The 19,275-nt window shown below is 33.4% G+C and carries 17 protein-coding genes and 1 pseudogene; 5 read left to right on the forward strand and 13 right to left on the reverse strand.

Annotated elements, in window-relative coordinates:
- Positions 1 to 88 precede the first annotated feature (88 nt).
- The 10 genes and pseudogenes from QM491_RS25045 to QM491_RS25090 all read right to left on the reverse strand — a co-directional run bounded on the left by QM491_RS25045 (position 89) and on the right by QM491_RS25090 (position 11,580).
- On the reverse strand, positions 89 to 1,111 hold the full coding sequence (locus QM491_RS25045) for a YobI family P-loop NTPase (RefSeq protein ID WP_283330317.1): 1,023 nt from the start codon (positions 1,109 to 1,111) through the stop codon (positions 89 to 91).
- Positions 1,112 to 1,149: 38 nt separating this feature from the next.
- Positions 1,150 to 2,262: an HNH endonuclease gene (locus QM491_RS25050; protein WP_283330318.1), complete on the reverse strand. Its 1,113-nt coding sequence runs from the start codon at positions 2,260 to 2,262 to the stop codon at positions 1,150 to 1,152.
- A gap of 212 nt (positions 2,263 to 2,474) precedes the next feature.
- Positions 2,475 to 5,378 (reverse strand): annotated as a pseudogene (locus tag QM491_RS25055) (type I restriction endonuclease subunit R).
- Between the two features lie 138 nt (positions 5,379 to 5,516).
- Positions 5,517 to 5,957, reverse strand: a complete 441-nt coding sequence (locus tag QM491_RS25060) for a hypothetical protein (RefSeq protein WP_283330319.1) — start codon at positions 5,955 to 5,957, stop codon at positions 5,517 to 5,519.
- Complete coding sequence (locus QM491_RS25065) at positions 5,957 to 6,409, reverse strand: helix-turn-helix transcriptional regulator (RefSeq protein ID WP_283330320.1); 453 nt, start codon at positions 6,407 to 6,409, stop codon at positions 5,957 to 5,959. Before QM491_RS25065 ends, QM491_RS25060 begins: the two co-directional genes overlap by 1 nt.
- Positions 6,406 to 6,915: a hypothetical protein gene (locus tag QM491_RS25070; protein ID WP_283330322.1), complete on the reverse strand. Its 510-nt coding sequence runs from the start codon at positions 6,913 to 6,915 to the stop codon at positions 6,406 to 6,408. Before QM491_RS25070 ends, QM491_RS25065 begins: the two co-directional genes overlap by 4 nt.
- Before the next feature lie 321 nt (positions 6,916 to 7,236).
- The gene (locus QM491_RS25075; protein WP_283330324.1) at positions 7,237 to 8,469 is read right to left on the reverse strand and encodes a restriction endonuclease subunit S; all 1,233 of its coding nucleotides are present in this window, start codon (positions 8,467 to 8,469) and stop codon (positions 7,237 to 7,239) included.
- Between the two features lie 52 nt (positions 8,470 to 8,521).
- Complete coding sequence (locus QM491_RS25080; protein ID WP_283330335.1) at positions 8,522 to 9,121, reverse strand: ATP-binding protein; 600 nt, start codon at positions 9,119 to 9,121, stop codon at positions 8,522 to 8,524.
- Positions 9,122 to 9,985, reverse strand: a complete 864-nt coding sequence (locus QM491_RS25085) for an AlbA family DNA-binding domain-containing protein (RefSeq protein WP_283330325.1) — start codon at positions 9,983 to 9,985, stop codon at positions 9,122 to 9,124.
- A gap of 2 nt (positions 9,986 to 9,987) precedes the next feature.
- Complete coding sequence (locus QM491_RS25090) at positions 9,988 to 11,580, reverse strand: type I restriction-modification system subunit M (protein WP_283330326.1); 1,593 nt, start codon at positions 11,578 to 11,580, stop codon at positions 9,988 to 9,990.
- A gap of 405 nt (positions 11,581 to 11,985) precedes the next feature.
- Here QM491_RS25090 and QM491_RS25095 point away from each other — a divergent pair, with 405 nt between their 5' ends.
- The 5 genes from QM491_RS25095 (at position 11,986) to QM491_RS25115 (ending at position 15,798) form a co-directional block, all read left to right on the forward strand.
- Positions 11,986 to 12,672: a hypothetical protein gene (locus tag QM491_RS25095; RefSeq protein WP_283330328.1), complete on the forward strand. Its 687-nt coding sequence runs from the start codon at positions 11,986 to 11,988 to the stop codon at positions 12,670 to 12,672.
- A gap of 48 nt (positions 12,673 to 12,720) precedes the next feature.
- Positions 12,721 to 12,864 (forward strand): hypothetical protein, encoded by a 144-nt coding sequence (locus QM491_RS25100; protein ID WP_283330329.1) that lies wholly within the window; start codon positions 12,721 to 12,723, stop codon positions 12,862 to 12,864.
- A 176-nt stretch (positions 12,865 to 13,040) separates the two neighbouring features.
- Positions 13,041 to 14,180, forward strand: a complete 1,140-nt coding sequence (locus QM491_RS25105; RefSeq protein ID WP_283330330.1) for a hypothetical protein — start codon at positions 13,041 to 13,043, stop codon at positions 14,178 to 14,180.
- A gap of 59 nt (positions 14,181 to 14,239) precedes the next feature.
- Entirely contained in the window at positions 14,240 to 14,989 is a 750-nt protein-coding gene (locus QM491_RS25110; protein ID WP_283330331.1) for a M15 family metallopeptidase domain-containing protein, read from the forward strand.
- Between the two features lie 170 nt (positions 14,990 to 15,159).
- The gene (locus tag QM491_RS25115; RefSeq protein ID WP_283330332.1) at positions 15,160 to 15,798 is read left to right on the forward strand and encodes a hypothetical protein; all 639 of its coding nucleotides are present in this window, start codon (positions 15,160 to 15,162) and stop codon (positions 15,796 to 15,798) included.
- A 363-nt stretch (positions 15,799 to 16,161) separates the two neighbouring features.
- Here QM491_RS25115 and QM491_RS25120 read toward each other — a convergent pair whose 3' ends face one another.
- From QM491_RS25120 to QM491_RS25590, 3 genes are all read right to left on the reverse strand, one after another.
- Positions 16,162 to 18,120 carry a hypothetical protein gene (locus tag QM491_RS25120; protein WP_283330333.1) on the reverse strand — a complete coding sequence of 653 codons (1,959 nt, stop codon included), beginning with the start codon at positions 18,118 to 18,120 and terminating at the stop codon, positions 16,162 to 16,164.
- A 93-nt stretch (positions 18,121 to 18,213) separates the two neighbouring features.
- Positions 18,214 to 19,068, reverse strand: coding sequence for a hypothetical protein (locus tag QM491_RS25125; RefSeq protein ID WP_283330334.1), 855 nt, complete (start codon positions 19,066 to 19,068; stop codon positions 18,214 to 18,216).
- Between the two features lie 75 nt (positions 19,069 to 19,143).
- Positions 19,144 to 19,275, reverse strand: a 132-nt coding sequence (locus QM491_RS25590) for an integrase core domain-containing protein (RefSeq protein ID WP_374761273.1), incomplete at its 5' end; no start/stop codon positions are given.

The raw sequence follows: 19,275 nt of genomic DNA on the forward strand, positions 1-19,275 counted from the left end.
ACACCCTTCTTGGGCTTCGTTCCGCTACGCTACACTCAGCCCAAGAAGGGTTAAAAACATAATCAAAGTAGACAGATTATGTATATTTTTAAACTGTACTAAAAATGGGAAGCCGACAGTTTATAAAAGGAATAACAGGAATAATAAATTCGAAAAACTTTACACGTTCATTTTTATCGACAAACATTTCATCTTTTATCGCATATACAAATTTTATGGGCCTTGTGATCGTCTCAGAATTGTTTATTAGAATATTGATTTCACGAAGCTTTGTAAAAATATCTGTACTTTCAAATCGGTCTAGATCCTCTATGATGAGGACATTAAAGTTCGTTCTTTCGAAGAAATAAAGAATCTCTTCAATATGTTGATTGAATACAGACTTATCTTCAACAGACTCCGCAAGCTCTAACTCTCCTTTAATGGTTAGTTTATTGATTTTTGAATTTTTGAGTAACCTGTATACACTTTTGACAAAAAAACTTAATCCTCCAAAAAATATGGTAATTGAGCCTAAACCAATCCAGTCTATAGCTCTATCAATATCCCATTTCTTGGGGTTCAAAGTATTGATATAATCAAATTGAAATAATATCAAGGTGCAAATACCCCAAAGAATAAGCCCAAGCGAAAAAACAACAAGTTTGGTGTTGGTTAGATTGGTTATTCTTTTGAAACGAGAATCGGGAATTCTATCAGCTTTAACATGATAAAACATTTGCTGAAGAATACTAACCTCTAGACGTCGCTCAAAGTCTGCATTTTCTTTTACCTCTTTATTATCTTTAAATGAGGCTAAGGATATATTCAGAAAATTAAATTGGGTTTTATACAAGTCTTGGAATGTCCTTAATATTGTACTTTTACCACTTCCATAACCTCCAGTAAGCGCAATATTATTAATATCAGGAGTCTCTATAGCTTGTTTTAGGCTATTGAGATAAGGTTTAACTCGCTCAAGTTCTTCATTTCCTCTTAATACTTTGGGTGCCAATGAGTGTAATGCACTTACAGGAGTTGGCGTGTTATTACTCCATTTCTTATCAAGAAAAACTACAAGCCGCTTAAGTGACTCTATTAATGATTGCTTTGAGATGCTGATATTAGGCATAGCAATATTGTGGTTGTAATGGTGATTATTTTCAATAACTAAAGTTTCGAGTTATAAATATTTTTAAGTTCTTCCACTGTTATCCACGGTCGCTTGCGGTGTAGCATACGATGGCAGTTAGAACATACTAGGGCTATGTCAGAAATTTTAGTTTCGGTTTCCTCCGTCAGTTGAGAAATAGGAAACAAATGATGAGCTTCTATAAACCCTTCTCCAAGTTCCCCATATTGCTTGCTAAATGAAAAGTTACAAACCTCACATGAGAGGTCTTTATCTTTTTGTAAACGATTTAGCTTTACTGTTTTGATTAATTCTGTATTCCTTTCTTTAGACTTATGTAGGCGATAAATTTCTTTACCTTCTGGAAATGATAACTCATCATCTTCCTCAAGAATTACACTTTCAATATTCTCTTTAGATTGAATGACTTGGCTTGGTAATGAAGTTGGCTCTGAAGTTTCTTGAGTATTAATGCCTTGAGCTGTTTTCATTTGGTTCCCTAAGATCCATAGAAAAGAATGGGCATCCAAAAGCGTACAATTTGAATCTTTTGTTTTTAAGTAAGATTGAACGTTTTTAATAATGCTTAGGAATGTGTTATAATTTTCCCATGAAATATTGTTACTCGTTTTAAAGTCTTTAATCCCAATTTCTTCAAATATCTCATCAAACTTTCTTTGTGAAATTGGCAAATACTTTTGAGAATCTTTAACAAAAAAGAGATATGCAATGAATTGGTAAGTTAGTTTCTGTTCAGCAAGCAATTGAAATGATAATGAGTCATCTACCTTATATTTATAAAAATCGAATAGTATTCTCTCTAGAGCCTTGTTATTACTACTCTTCGAGAAATTATCTTTTTCTCTCCAATATAAAAGATTGTTGTCTACATTTCTGTGGTTGTGAATGGCCTTAGTTTGAATAGCCGAAGAAACATTCTTCTTAATTTTCCCTGTACCAATATCCCCCTCCTTCCATAGTTTACTTCCTAGGTTTTTTATTGCCTCATGGTAAACTGAATATTTGTAGTTTTCTTGATTATCAATGAATTGTGAGCTTGAAAAGTGTGTAAAAGGTTGCTTGTCGGCATTTTGGATTAATGCAACAAAGCTGTCAAATAATTGCTCTAGGATTTCAATCGATATTGTCATAGTTGATAGGCCTTTGATGTTTTAACCCTAAGTAGAGAGTTCTAGCAGGTAAACGAATTGGAGGTTTAATAAAACAATAGGTTTAGGTGCAATTTTTTCACTAGTTCCTCAATCTTGTTGTCATAGATATGATTGCTAGCTATGACTGCAATGTTAAATCCCATTTTGAATTGTTTTGTTGTTTATAAATTATTGTTTGTATTCTAAATAGATTACCCCACCATACCATTGATGAAGGTCTCAACAAAGTCCATGATGCGTTTTAGGAGTCTTTCGCTTAACCTTTTACGTTGTAGCACTTCTGGTTTTTCACCTTCTAACAGGTCTAGTACTTCGTCACGGAGTGGTTCTCTTTCAGCAAAAAGAAAGTCTTCTATGAGTTTTTCAGTTTTGTTGGGTGATAGCTTCTCTTCTGTCACCATCTGGTTAAAGGCGTTTTTTTGCTCTTTGCTCCAATAACTCTCAAAGGCTTCTTGGATATCTTCTGAATCCTGAATGCTTGGTAAATTCTCTTTTATGAATTTTTCTATAAGTTCTCTTTTACTTCTTAGGGTTGTTTCTGTACCTAACAAGTTGAATATCTCTTGCTCGACGGCTGAACTGTCTTTGCCGTTTTTAGATTTCAACTTAATTAATAGCTGTACGATATACGCAACATTTATTTCGTCTCTGTGTATTAATTCTAGCTCAAAATCTACATCTTCAAGGATGGATACTTTCTCTTTTGCGTTATCATTTTTAACCTTATCATGCAAATCCAGATATTTACTTTTATAGTCCTCAAATAACTGCTCATTCATTTGGAGGTCGTCCCATTTGAAGTCAGAGAATGAAGCTAAGATATTTTTAATTCTCATTAGCTCCCTGAATGCTTTTACAAAAGCTAATTCATCGTCTTCGGTTGCTAAGTCATTTACACTTTCGACCGTCGGAGCTAATTTGGAGAGGTTCTCAAACGCCTCGTTGAACTTTGTAGTATAGTCCTCGTACGGTTGCATGATGATTACCTCAATGGCATCTTTATTACTAAATAGTGTAATGGCTTCGTCTGTACGGTTTTTGAGATTTCTGAATGCTACCACGTTCCCTTGAGACTTCAATTCTGTCAAAATACGGTTGGTGCGTGAATATGCCTGAATTAGTCCGTGGTACTTGAGGTTTTTGTCTACGTATAGGGTATTCAGTGAAGGACTATCAAAACCCGTAAGAAACATATTTACAACCAGCAGGATATCTATTTTCTTATCTTTAACTTTCTTAGAAATATCATTGTAATAGTTGTAAAAACTTTCACTGTCTTTGGTACTATAGTTAGTTCCAAAGAGTTTGTTATAATCTACCATAAATTCATCTAGCTTTTCTCTGCTGTGGAGTTGAGCACTATTAAGTTTGGTGTTGTCCGTATTCTCTTCTGAAAACTCGTCAGGTAACATGCCGTTGGCATCGGCATCATCTTCGTTTGCTGTATAGCTAAAGATGGTAGCGATGTTTAAGTTATGTTTCCCTTCTTCTTTTTTCTGCTTAAATAGCTCATAGTATCTAATGAGACTCTTGACGCTATCTACACAAAACATTCCTGTAAATTCTCGACTGTGGGTTTTGCGGTCATGGTGAGCAATGATATAATCGGCAATTTTGTTTAGTCGTCGTTCATCTTCCATGAGCTCTTGGGTGTCTATATCTTCTACTTCAATATCGACATTGCTTTCTCTACCTTCTTTGTGTTTGTAGCGCCCGACGTATTCTACCGAAAACTTCAATACGTTTTCGTCCTTGATGGCATCTGTGATTACATATTTATGTAGGCAATCTTCAAAAAGGTCTTTAGTTGTTCGTTTGCCGTGTTCGTTCTTAGTGGCGTTATCGGCAAAGATAGGTGTACCCGTAAAGCCAAACATTTGAATGTTGGTAAAATATGCCTTGATACGCTTGTGGATATCTCCAAACTGACTACGGTGGCATTCATCAAAAATGAATACGATACGCTTATCTTTCAAGTTTGTCATGGACTTTTCATGCTTAAGCTTGCTGATAGCAGTATTCAGTTTTTGAATGGTGGTAACAATAAGTTTAGATGACTTTAATTCGCCTTTCTTATTTTTATAGGTATCCGTAAATTGCTTTACAAGATTGCCCGTATTGTCGGTGCCGTCTATACTACCTTCCTGAAAGCTATTAAATTCTTTGATGGTTTGATAATCAAGGTCTTTTCGATCTACCACAAATACGACCTTGTGTACCTGAGGTAATTCCATAAGTATTTGACTTGCTTTGAAACTAGTCAAGGTTTTTCCTGAACCTGTGGTATGCCAAATATATCCATTTTTATGTGGACCATTTGGAGTACTATTTTTAACCCTTTCAATCAGTGCTTCAACGGCATAGTATTGGTATGGACGCAATACCATTGGGATTTTTTTAGTTTCGTTGAGGACGATGTATTTACATATCATTTTTGACAAATGACATGGCTCTAAAAACGAATCTGTAAATCCGTTGAGAATATTTGTCAGACGTTTATTTTGAAAGTCTGTCCAGTAAAATGTCTGCTTAAAGGATTGTCCTCGGTTGTTTGAGTAGTATTTGGTATTGACACCATTACTGATAACAAAGAGTTGGATATATTGAAAGAGTGCATTGCCTGCACCATACGAATGTCGTTGGTAACGATTGGTTTGATTAAAGGCTTCTTTGAGCTCTAAACCTCTACGTTTTAGTTCTATCTGAACCAAGGGCAAACCATTGATAAGTATCGTTACATCATAACGATTTTTGTATTTTCCTTCTTAGCTTACTTGGTTGGTTACTTGAAAGAGATTCTGACACCAGAAATCTGTTTTGATAAATTCAAAATAGACGTTATCACCATTGTCTCTTACAATGTGCTGGCGTTCACGTAGGGTTTTGGCTTTTTCGAATACATTTCCTTTATTAAGAATATTCAGTATACGGTCAAACTCTGTCTTTGAAAAGGTAGTATTGTTATGTTTTTCTAACTGAGATTTAAGATTGGCGATTAACTCGGTTTCGTTGCTAATAGGCACATATTGGTAGCCAACCTTTTGTAGTTTTTCAATTAGTTGTGTTTCAAGAACTGATTCGGGTTGCTTACTCATTAATGGGCGGTGTGTATAGGTTTTCAGATTTTTAAAGATACAAAATAATTCTTTTACTGATTCAGCCTAAAAAGAGAAAACCTCCCAAGGTTGCTTCTTCGTGAGGCATGGGAGGTTATTTTGTAATAGATAATCTTATTATTGTATCGAAAAAGTAATGTCCTCTGGAATCATTTCATCTACATTCAAAGTAGGTATGATGTAGCTTGAATAAATAGTTGTTTCTGTCTTATTGAATAGAATACCTCTTGTTGTTCCCGTTGTGATCATCGCTAGATGAGCAGTAAAGCTTCTTGGGATTGTCAGTATTTTTTCTTCTTTCTTTTGGAAAGTTTCCCAAGTAGTTCCTTCAATCTTGAAATGACAACTTACTACTATCTTTAAAAATACTTGTTGATTTTGAATAAACTCTACTCCTAAAAATACTCCAATAAGTTTATTAGAGGAATCTATTTTGAATTGTAGTTCTGTCTCTAACTCTGTAGATTCACTAGGAGAAAAGGCATGATCAAACGTAGCAAATTGCTCTGTTTTTATTCCTTGAATTTTAAATTTTAATGCAGGGTTTTCTTTTTCCATTAGTTAGCGATACAATAGGAGTCTTCAGAATATTTTTCTCTAAATACCATTATTCTCGATTCTACAGGCCCTTCAGATACATACTCAGAAGGTTCAGCATGTATTGTATCTGCACGTTTAATACTATATGTATTGCCTTCTGTCGTTTGCTTTTTTTCGTAGTAGCTTGCCAAAATCGGAATATCAAGAATTGATTGTAATTTGACTTGTGTTTCAATTGTTAGATTTTCTTTGCCACTAACAATCTTTGACACTTGTTGTGGACTGACTTCCATTGCCAAAGCCAAATCTTTTTGGCTCCAATTCATTTGCCTAAGTCTTTCTAATACTTTTAAGGCAACTCGTTGAGACTCTCTCAACATTTCTCGGTTTCTGATACGCTCCTTGTTTTTAGCAAGGGTAGTAGTTTTTTCATCTGAAACCAAGCTTAGAAATTTTTCTTTATTTGTCATATGGATTCACTAATAAGTTCATAGAATGAACTTTCGTCTATTACATCATTTTGATGTAAATACGATTTTGCAGTGTTGAGTTTTAGCAATTCGTTGGCTGTATCTGGGTGATCCTGCATTTTTGGGCTCATTTTAATAGCCCCACCCGTAATTACAAAGCATTCATCATCTATTTTGATAGCATATAAACGGAGTTGATTTCCTCTTATTTTACCCTTTTGGAGAGATAATATTTTAGCATATTCTGAATTTTGTAAGGGTTCAAAATACAAATTGAGTGAATCATTATTTTCCTCTAAATCCAGCAAAAGGTCTTGTATCTGTTCTGCATATTTTTGGATATCGTTTACAAAGGCACTAATATCTTGTACCTGATTATTTTCAGCATAATCATAGAGGTAGCTCACATCCGTCCACAAATCCATTAACCTGTCAAATTCATTATATTCTTCTGTGCTGTAAAAAAATGAATGTAACTTGCCTTCTACGATAGAAACTATTTTCATAAACTTACTTGTTGATACTCATCATAATTTTTGGGTTCCATTTGTTCAGATGAGTATTTACTACGCTTCTACTACTCATAATACACCAGATTTGAACTTCATCTCTTAATTAAAGTACTAATTTATATTAGATTATTTAAAATGTCAACCTACAAGTTGATAATATTTTTATTATTATAACTATTTAGCCTAAACTCCTAAATATTTGATTCTGAGCGAGGTGATTTCTATTTAGATTGTCGTAACACTGTCACGACAATTTAAATAGAAACTGTTAACCTTTATGATTAAATACCACTCACCATTTCTAATACCAAAACTTTACACAAACATCTTTTGTAGTAAGCCCTTTTTCCATTGCTCCATCTTAGCCAATTGGTTACTTACTTGTTCGATTTTTATATCAAGTATATCGAGAAAATTAGCGATTTTAGTTTGCTCGTTAAGTGAAGGTAGTTTGATATAACAATTGAAAAAGTCATCTAAACCAATATTAAGCAACCCGTGATTACGTGCTCCTTCTTGCGCAACAATTTCTAGTTCTTGGTTAAAAGTACCAGATTCAAAAAAGTGCTCCATATACTGAAGGTCGATTTCTTCAATAAACGAAAAACATATGTATAGTGTAGACACAACCCCAGAATCATATTTTTTCAATTGCTTTATCGCTCCCATGGGATATCCTTTAGAATAGCTTTTATTATAAGCAAATTCACCTTGATTCAACAAATAATAACCCGATAAGTCTTTTGCAGAGACAGATTTATTGAAAAAGTCAAGTTGGCTCACTAATCCATGTTGTGCTGAAATTGTCAACACATTTATATTTCCAATTTTATTTTTACGTGTTACTCTTCTTGCAATATCCCCCAACGTTTTCTCTTCCCACTCAGGGAACTCATTTCCATTTTCATCTTTAAACCTTAGCTCTTGCGAAAAGATTTTTTGCATCATGCCTTTTTTGTATTGTTCCAAAAGGCTTTTCTTTTTCTTTAAGGCTTGTATCTTTTCATCAACTGAACTTAGAAATTGAGCTATTTTTTGTTGTTCGGGAAAACCTGGTATATAAAATGGGAAATTTCCTAGCTGCTCTAAATTTAAATTTGGTTGTGCTCCTACAGAAATACTATCATTAATATATTTCTGCATGATTTCTGATTTCAGAACTTGAAATATAAAATTTAAGTGCTCTAAATTGATAAGACGAACAATTGCTAAGGCTTGATTAGTATTTGCAGGCAAAATATCTGCTGTTACAATATTAGCTTTACCGATTGTGGCACCAGCAATGGCAAATAATATATCACTTTCCTTCAATATTGAACGTTTAAGTTCTTTGAAGTGAACTTGTTCATTAATAAATAGGCATTTATGTTTATTAATACGATTTTCTTCAAAGCATTCTATTTTGATAAAGTTGATACCTTTTTCAGAAAAAGAAAAAGGTGTTGTCCCCTTTGTGATAAGTGAAGTATAGCTCTTGAGTAAGTCTTTTTCCCATTCCCCCTCAAACTCAGGAAAACGTAACTCTGGTGTATTTAATAATTTTTCCATAATTCTATTTATACCCTTATCCAATCTTTTTAGATAGCACTTAGTTAGTTAGTTAGTTAGTTGTGATTTGCGTTAAGAGATACTTGAACTTAAGCCCTTTCTCTGTCAATCTATAGCGTTGATTAGGGCTATTAGGGCGGCTCTTTATTACCTGAGCAATAAGACCCAGTTCAAGTAGTGGAGTTAAGTAACGATCTACATTGTAAGTTTGATTAGTTAGTTCTATCAAATTCATCATTTCTTTTCGTTTGAGCAAATCACCATCTTCTAATGCTAAAATAAGAGATAAAGACTTATCCTCTAGCTTTTTAGCTAAAGGAGCGAAGTCCTCAATATTCTTCTCTGAAATAGTATTATCTTTAAGTCTATCAAAGTAATGAGAAAGTAAAATATGTAAAGAGCTAGGTTTTTCTTTGATAGGCTGTTGTTTGAGTATGACGGTAAGCCCTCCAAAACTTATATCAAAAGAAGGAAGTGGTAAATTATTATTATTACATTCTTTTAAAATAGTAGATATTCCTGTTCCCCAAGCTTCGATGTAACCTGCTCTATACAGGGTTTGAGCAATGGTAGGATTTGGAGGAATAGAAGGGTGATTACCTAGAAATTGTTCCATAGTCCAATCTTTAGGTAATGAACCTTCATTAAAAATCTATATACTGTTTGGGTAAACTTTTATCAAAATTGGATTCGAACAAGCATAATCCTTGTGAGCAATAGCGTTAATTATTGCCTCTCTCAGAGCTCTCATTGGGTAGGGATATTTCTCTACTCGGCTGATTCCTTCGAAGCTAATGTTTGAATTAAGGTACTTGCTAATCAAGGTCTGGATTGTATCTTCAATTTGTACAAATAAGGATCCGCAAATTTCATCATGCGAAAGTATGTCGTTACCATTACTGAAAGAACCAATTCTGATAAAAGCACCTGTTATTATTTTTTCTGGGTTAGGATGAAATAGCAATATAGCTGCCCTCGTTAAAGATGAATCAGACACTAAATTTAGTTTTTCCAATAGGGTTGGATTATCTACACTTAAATCGTCAATGCTCAAGCGAGTGGTCTTACTAGCTTTTGTCCTAAATAAGTCAAAAGACTTCTCATCCAATTGATTTATTGCTGTAGATGGTATCTTCACTTTATCCCATACCTGCCCACTTCTTTCAAGCAGAAATTTACTTAAGGCTGTCCCCTTAAGCACTTGTTTGGTGCTACCACTTCGGTAATGAAAATCGCCTTTATAACTAATGCCATGTGAGTAAGCAGGAACACTTATTTCGAGATATTGTTTTTCGTTCTCGTACTTAATATCTATGTCAACTATGATTCCGAGTACATCTCTTATTTTATTAGGAAGGTCTACTAAAAGTTTTTCGGCATTTTCAACATGTTTTACGTTTCCCTTATCGTCTTTTCCGATTACAAGTACACCTCCTTTAGCGTTTGCATAGCCACAAAGCCAAGCGAGATATTCATCTTTCCATATTTCCTTCCATTCTATAGTTTGTGCTTCCATCTTTAAAAAGGAGTTTCAATTCCTAGTTCATTACAAAATCCTGCAATGGTAGTATCAATACTCGTCATGTCGCTATCAAGCTTTTTTAGTTCTTGAGCAATGGCATTGATGTCGATACTTTCTTCAGCCTCAAAGGTATCTACATAGCGAGGGATATTGAGGTTGTAATCATTGGTTACAATTTCTTCAAGGGTAGCTTTATGGCTATATTTCTCAATTTCGGTACGGCTATGATAGGTATCTATTATTTTTTGGATATGTTCCTCACGCAATATATTTTGCGTTTTTACCTTTTCGTATTCATTACTGGCGTCTATAAATAAAATATCGTCAGGGTTTTCACGGCATTTTTTAAATACTAAAATACACGTAGGAATACTGGTACCATAAAAGATGTTGGCAGGTAAACCAATCACTGCATCAAGATAATTATTTTTCTCAATCAGGTACTTTCTAATCTGGTGTTCAGCACCCCCTCTAAACAAAGCCCCATGAGGCAATACCAAAGCCATAGTACCATTGTCGGCCAATTGATACACCATGTGTTGTACAAAAGCGAAGTCGGCCTTGCTACTAGGTGCCAGCTTGCCGTATTGGCTAAAGCGTTCGTCGCTCATGTGCAAAGGGCTAGCACTCCACTGCGCAAAGAAAGGTGGGTTCGCTACGATAGCCTCAAAACGTAAATCGATATGCTGAGGGTTTTCGAGGGTGTCGTCCTGCTTTATATCAAACTTACGATAATGCACACCATGCAAAATCATGTTCATACGAGCCAAGTTATAAGTAGTACGGTTCATTTCTTGACCGTAGAAGTTATTAACGTCTTTTACCTCTCTGGCTACACGCAACAACAATGAACCCGACCCACAAGTAGGGTCATAAACACTGCGTAATTTTTCTTTGCCTGTAGTTACAATTTTGGCAAGGATTTTACTCACCTCTTGAGGTGTGTAAAACTCACCAGCTTTTTTGCCTGCACCACTGGCAAACTGTCCAATCAAATATTCGTAGGCATCGCCCAGTACATCGAGTTCAGTATCTTGGATTTTAAAGTCGATTTTGTCGAGATGGAAAAGTACTTTAGCAATAATCTCGTTGCGAGCTTCAGGCGTTTTTCCGAGTTTGGTACTGTTTAGGTCCATATCCTCGAAAAGGTTATCAAAATCCTCTTCGCTTTCGGTGCCCATAGTACTCAACTGGATATTCATAAGGATTTTTTGTAAATCCTCCAAAATGAAGTTTTCGGCAACAATCTCAGTATTTTCATCCTCTGAGGCATTACTATTACCTCTTTTTGCAATTTCAGTAAATAACTCTTCTGGTCGGAGGAAATACCCTAATTTCTCTAACGCCTCTTCTTGAACAGCCTCAAGGTATTCTTCTTTGTTGTCGAAGTCAGCACAAAGCTGTTTGAAAGTGATTTGGTCTTGTTGGAGAATATCGTTGGCAAAAATCTCCATTTTCTCACTTAGGTATTTGTAGAAAATAAAACCTAGGATGTAGTCTCTGAACTCATCAGCATTCATTTTCCCACGGAGGGTATTAGCGATATTCCAGAGTTGTTGTTCTAATACTTTTTTTTGGTCTTCACTCATAATTTGTACTCCTCAATTTAGATGGTATTAAGGTCAAAATTACGGGTAAATATTGGTATAGAGAGAGTGCTGTGTGAAATTTTGTTGAGATAGAATAAAGCTACAAACTTTCAAATTATGATGAAAGACACTAACCCTAGTAAAACAATCTTATTGGAAGACCTTATGTTCTAATTAAGATACTGCAATACAGCCATTTACCGAAAAATAAATAAATGAGTATTTAATCGAAGAAAGTTTGAGAATTGAAATGATTTAATACTACTTTTAAATCATATATTTTGCGTTTCCGTTGTATTCTATTGCTCTTATTATTTGTTGCTTCTTCAAAGAAAATCTATTCTTAGAGACACTATTATTTCATCAAAATTATATCGAAGATAACCTCAAAACTCAAGTTTTAATATGAAAAATTCTATTCAGCGTAATTACTTTCATAAGTGGATTTTCATAGTTTTTATATTACACTCCCCAATTATGAGTAAATCACAGATTGGAAACAACGTGATTCTACAGCAGTTTGAAATTAAATTCTCTGACAAAGAAGATCGAAATAATCTTGCAAGGCTAAGGGATTTTCTTGAAACTAAAGATACAGAATATTCTAAACTGAGATTAGATCTTGACCAAATTGAAAAGTACTATATGATACCTCTCTCAACCCTCTCAGATAGTGTCTTATACAAGCAGTATAAGAAAAAACTTGAGGAGTTTATCATTAGTAAGAATCATAAAGATCCATATTCCCAGTCCGAAGTAAATGATGAAATAGCTGAAATTTGTGAAGTAACATATGGAGTGTATATCGATAGTACAAGAACTCATCAAAAAAAATACTATGTCAAAAATTCCCTTCAAAATGTTCAAATTTGGCTAAAGAATATTACTCGAAAAGCGGAATTGACCTTAAGTCTTGAAAATATTGCTAAAGACAAATTTGAGGCAACAAAGGCTATCCAAAATATTTACTATGTAGAAAGAGGTAATCAAGATTATAAGAAAACGATATCTCTTTATTATGCTATCATCATTTTGGTACTCATTGTAATCTCATTTCTGTTTTTATATAAAAAATCGACAAAAGAAATATGAAATCATTTCTTGAATGGAAATGGGCTACAGTTTATAGCACTTTTTGCTATGATAATCTCAACAATCTTGTTTGGAATTCTGGGTATTCTAGAAGGTAGAGAGTTATCTGCCATATTGAGTGGTATTTCAGGGTTTATACTTGGGAAGGGCTTGAATATTGACTCCTCTAGAGCAGATGATGTTAACTCTTAGATAACATAAATTAAAATAGTCTGTCCTATAACAATTCATTGGAATCGTTTTGTAAAATGTAATTTTTAAAATAGGTAAATTTTATACTGGTACTTACCAAAGTATTTTGTTTACGAAGAAATCTCTCAATTCTATTTTACATATTTAATTCAAAAATTACTAAACAACACTCAAAAATGGCTACATTTAACGTTATTGGAACATCACTAATTAGTCCAGATGAACTCTTTGCAAAAAAGTTCAGTGGAGAATTATCATCTCTACGAAGTATAGAGAATTTGAATGATTCAGAAAGAAATATGGAGTTTATGGATGTCTCCATTGCGGTGAATACCTTAGAATCTCTACAACATGAGTTAAGATCAAATTTTCAGGAAATAGGCATAGGCAAACCACTTAGTATCGAAATTGCTACCGTATATACAGGTGAGTACAAAAAATTTTTAGGTGGGCGAAAAGACGCAGTTGTTGTTAGTGGAGTAAAAAACTCACAAACTTTTCAAGGAACTTCTAGAGCAGTTAATATAAAGTCTGAAAAGGTAAATGAAAATGATTACTTAGAGTTTTCCGCTTTCGAAGATGGGACAAAAACTGTTTTCTACTCTCCTGCCATGGATGCTGAGAGTACAGTTGTTTCGTTTGAACTAATGTTTGATAACTTTGATAATAGTTTATTTGAGACAATTTCTGGGTTACTTTCATCAGCTGCTGGCATACCCGTATTTCTTCCTGCCGCCCCTTACCTATTAGGAGGATCACAATTGGTCAATATAGGTTCTAAATTAGGAGATAGTTTGTTTTCTGGTCGTCCTCATTTATCAGGAACTATTCCAATAGAATTTGACTCGCCAATAATCCCACCAACAGAACCTAGAGAATTCATTATTTATAATGAAAAAGATAAAGATGAATTTGCAGAGCTTCAAGTAGCACTTTTCAAGAACCAAAGTCCACAATTAAGATTAATTAATAAAAATACCAACGAGGAGTATAAGGGAAGAGCTCCTTATATGATTGTAATTTTGAACGGAGCAGTGAGAAGAGATTTAGAAGCCTTTTCTCCAACAATTGCATCAGCTACACTTCTCAAGAAATTTTATGGTTCTTCTGGAAATACAGGAGATGCTACAAATACCTTGCTGGAAGCGATGCAGCTTTACAATGATTTTACCTATAAAATGAAAGCAGACAAGTTAAAAAAACAACTAGACCCTCTTAGCCCTGATTCAGAGGAGTATAAAAAGCTGAAAGTTTTATACAACGCTTACGCTGCTAACATACAGAGTGAAAACTTTAAGTTGCTTGCTATTACTTAAATAATATTGAGTTCAAATTTAACCTCTTTTAATTTTTAAACCATTTTAACTTATATAAAATGAAAACTCCCTTAATTCCGATTGATATCATTTCCATTTATAAAAATAGCTCAGGTTATTTGCAGCCATTACCAAGTAGAATGGCAAAATGTACTCCCGATACTTACTCTGCAATATTTAAAATTGCTTCAGATCTTTCTAAAAAAGGAGGTAAATTGATTTTATCAGATCTTTTCAGGAGTTATGATATGCAAGCACAATCGCACTACGATTATATTTCAGGAAAGAAAAAAGCATACAGTCCCGCTCCAGGAGGAAGCTTTCATGAGGCTGGTCGTGCTTTTGATTTGGATTTGAATGCTATTAAAATATCTTTAGCAGATTTTTGGAACATTGCAAAAAAGTACGGAGTATATCCTATCATAGATGAGCCAGATACATCAAAGTCAGAAGCATGGCATTTTGATTGTCGTGGAAGTCATCAAATTGTTTTCCAGTATTATGATGAAGGAAAAGGAACGAATTTTAAGCCATATAAAGCTGCAGCGGCAAGTGCTATTCTTTCGATTGGTGAGAAAGTTGATGCTTTTGGAGGAAATCAAATTCAAGCAAATATTCAATCTTGTATAATTAGACTTGGTAAAGAAATAGGTAATATCGATGGTCATATAGGCTACAGGACTCAAAATGCTTTAGAAGATTTAGGAGTATCTTTTGAAATAAATAATCTCGGTAAGATGCTGAATCAAGTAGAAAATTTGGTGCAACAAAAGTTCTCCTCTGAGTTTATAATGCCAAGTGTGTCTTGAATTTTACACATATTTGTAGATTATAAATTGAAAGATGGAAATGGTTGGGATTATAAAACATAGTTTCCATTCCTCATCGGAATATACAATTCATGATAGGTTACTGTTAAATAACTACTCTTGAAATATTTTGTTTTTTTCATTTTTAGAATTAACTATACTTCAAAACTATGGATGCAAAAGTAAAGCTTATTTCTTATGTAAAGATTCGACAATTAATAGGTTGGCTAGGAATTTTATTGCCAATAGCCATGCTTTTAGAAAGTACATTGTATTGTGAATCTTCAATCAGACAATCAATTAGTCACTATTATTATTCCAACTTAGGAGACGTTTTTGTTGGAGTTTTAACTGCTTTAGCCGTTTTTTTATATTCTTATAGAGGCTATGAAAAAGAAAAAGATAACCAGTTAACTAATCTTACTGCCTTAGGGGCATTAGGTGTAGCATATTTCCCTACGGACGGAGTTGAAAAGGGACAGTGGGGAGATTGTAGCGGAATAATACCTAAAATTGTATCACATTATATTCATTTGGCTTCTGCTTGCTTATTTTTTTTAACATTGGCAATCCTGTTACTGTATTTTTTTACTAGAACTAGTAAAGGAAAATTGATTTCTAAACAAAAGAAATTAAGAAACAAAATTTATACTATTTGTGGGATCACTATGTTAGTGTGTTTTGGATGGATTGTAATTGTTAGTTTCTGGGGAAATGAACATCTCTTTTGGCAAGAATTTATTGCTTTAATTGCTTTTGGATTTGCATGGTTGGTAAAAGGAGAGCTATTACTAAAAGATAAAATATAGCAATTGATCTTACCCAAATGCCCTTTTTGTACAAGTTAGTGTAACTAATAATATAAAATTGCTTGATGAATGCTAATTTTCAATTAATTACAAGCCTAAGTTGATAAATTAGATAATCAAGATTATTGAACCGATTTGAATGCCTTTATAGTTCATACATATTACAGCTGCAATTGCTCCCAAATTTAGATTGTATATCATTATCAAAAATGAACTTGGCCAATGTTAGCTCTAAAAGCAGTTACTTCTTCATAAGAAAGGCTAATTAGTTATTTAAAATGAAAAACAAATTAGCTTTATCAAACAAATACTAGTGAAGACCTAGATCTTCACTAGTATCTCTACACCGAATAGCCAATTCCATTAGAAATCAGCGTGAATACTTCTGATAAAACTAAGCGCCTCCTGAACCGTCGAAATATCCTTTTTATTGTAATAGTAGTGACGCTCAAAATCCTTTATTTTAGAATTAAAATTGTACATATCTAGATTGTTGATGTCTAAATATTTCAATAGCATAGTCTGTAATTTTTCAAAAGCGCTATTGACAGAAATAGAGAACGATTTTAAAACAGTAAATATCAGTTCACTGACCTCACCCCGAATGTTATTCGGATCTTCTTTGATTTTTCTAACAATTAAAATGATGAACTTTTCAAGTGTTAGAATCATTTCGTCATTGAAAGGCATTTTACTTATTGATGGAGCCCAATCATAATGGCTGATACTATCGTAATAGTGCTCCTCACAATATTGAAGAAGCTTTAGTAATCCATCAGATTGAGAATTTCTAATGAGCTGATTCATTGCTTTCTTTTGAACTTCATCATCATATTCAACTGTGGAGTACCTGATAACTAATGGATTAATCCTTTTTTGATAGTTTTTAATAGATGAAAGCTTCTCTATAACAAACCAATGGGCCTCGTTATTGCAATCAAAATTATTTATAATAAAGTCCATATCTCTGATATCTCCATTAAACTCAAGGAATAGCTCAACCATTCTCTTAAGCTCATAAGGAAATAAGGAATCCTCCCGAAGAAACCTTATGAAATGTCTCTTGGCGTCCCTTATTTTTAAGGCTTTACATATAGCAATATGCGAAAGTATTACTACTGAAGCAGTATTTTCATTTTGTAGGTTATCTAGTACCCTTTTTTTGATGAGCTCTTTATCTTGAACTAATGACAGAATCTTTTCCGAAATTGTGATAGTACCATGTTCAGATTTTATTTCAAAATCATCAACTCTGGACATATCCATAGATAATAAATTGAGTAATATATTATCAGCAAGTTCAATATCTATAAAAAGGAATATTTGGCTAAAATAATATTCCTCATATCGAAAATTAACACTCTCCTTTTTTCCTGAAAGGGCACTCATGAAATCTAAATATGGTAATCTATTTCGGCACCATGATGTAAGAAAATCTAAATGATTTGAAGAAAGGAGTTTAGGGTTATTTTGGAGTTTAGGAAGTAAAAACTCTATCACATACAGATTCCATAGATTTTCATCAGTAAAGTAATTACATAGGCCTTCTCTTTCAATTTCTGGATTATTTTCCAATACTTCAAAAATGAAATCATAAGGAAAATGATATTTATTTCCTACTTTTCCTCTGTGCAATTTAATTGCGTCTATAGTAACCGAATCAACACCTTCACAAATTTCACAGAGAACTTTGTTGAATTCATTCCTGTCAAGAACTAAGTCTAAATCGTTATACTCAGCTGTATAGTCTTCCCTTGGATAGGCTGGTCTATTTGCAAAATATACTTCTAATGCATTAGTAAACTCATTAATATTATGAGTAAAATATGACTGTTTTTCAGGAAAAGAAGATAATTCATGATAAAACTTAATAACATCATCATCATTGAAATAATTAGATTGGTATTTATTTATCCATTGGAGAATCATCGATTCATCAAGCCAGTAACTCATACGTTCTCTAATACTCCAATCAAAATTTCTTTTGTGCTTATTATCCCAGTAATACCAGAATGCCTCTGTTGTTGATTTGGTAGTTTCAAAAAATGGTTTATATTTTTCAAAAGTTGTCATCCCATAGAATCTGGAAGATATTTTTGACATTACATTGAGGATTTCAGGCAAACAAGAAGAATCTTCATTGTATGCCAATATCATCAAACTCACCAACGGATTAGCAAAATCATTCTCTAAATGATTGATACAGAAAATTTTATCATGACTATTACTTTCAATTTCTGGTATATTCAGAATTCTATTTAATATTTTTATGATGGAATTGAGGCTTTTTGAAGTAGCAATTCCATCATAAAAATTATCCATACATCTAGTCATTTGTATAGCTCCATTTTTTATTAATTTTTCATTACAAATAGGTATTTTATCTAGAAAAAAGTCTAGATACCTATCCACTTCTCACAAATTTGTAATAAGCTTAAATACGATACTTAAAATATTTTGCTTTGAGAACGAAGGTTTGAACTCAAATAGCCAGCTTATTAAATCAATAGAATTTAAATTAAGTGTTGAAATACATCTGAGAGCCTCTTCATGAATATCATCATCAAAGTCATCCGAGCTAAGAGTATACTTAAGTGTTTCTAAAATGTCCATTTTAAGCTTAAATGGATCTTGAGGATCAGCGTATCTCAAGAAATAAATTAAATCACGAGTAAGCTTCAAATCTTGAGAATTGATATTACTTAGGATATATTTTATTACATCTGGATTTTCTTTAATACCAGCAAAGAGAATTAATTCTGAAAAGTTGAATGTTTGATAATATCGATTGTTATCCTTCATAATTGTCTTAAAAACACTCAGACGGATGTCTAAATCAATCTTATCATATTCAAACCTTACCAATAAAGAAGGCTCAGATTCTAAAATAAAGTGTAGCAGGTTACTAAATAGTGGGAACGACTCATCAATTATATTAAAAATTGATGCAATAGTATTTGTCCATTTGGGTTTTATCTTTTCAAATTCAGGAGCGTATGTAATACATTTTTTGATTTCCTCGAACGCTAGTGTTGATAGATATTTAGCACAATAATTTTCTTGAAATAAATTATGAATAAAGTCGATATCTTTATCCTCTTTTCTTATTATCGGGTACTTTAGTACTTGATTAAAATCAGAGTCATTATCAAATAACAGCTTTAATTCGTTTCTATTTAAGACATTTAGATTCATCATTAGCATAGTGAGCGAAAGCTTTCCTAGCAATAAATCCTGATTTTCCTCAAGAGTATCCTGTCGGCTTCCCATTTTTAGTACAGTTTAAAAATATACATAATCTGTCTACTTTGATTATGTTTTTAACCCTTCTTGGGCTTCGTTCCGCTACGCTACACTCAGCCCAAGAAGGGTGTTCTGTTTTTTCATTCTATAATCTACTGGGCTCATACCACCTAAAGAGACATGCGGGCGAACGAAATTATAGTCCCTCAGCCATAGATCTGTTTCTTGGCGTAC

Source organism: Flectobacillus longus, from assembly GCF_030056705.1.
Classification (GTDB): Bacteria; Bacteroidota; Bacteroidia; order Cytophagales; family Spirosomataceae; genus Flectobacillus; species Flectobacillus longus.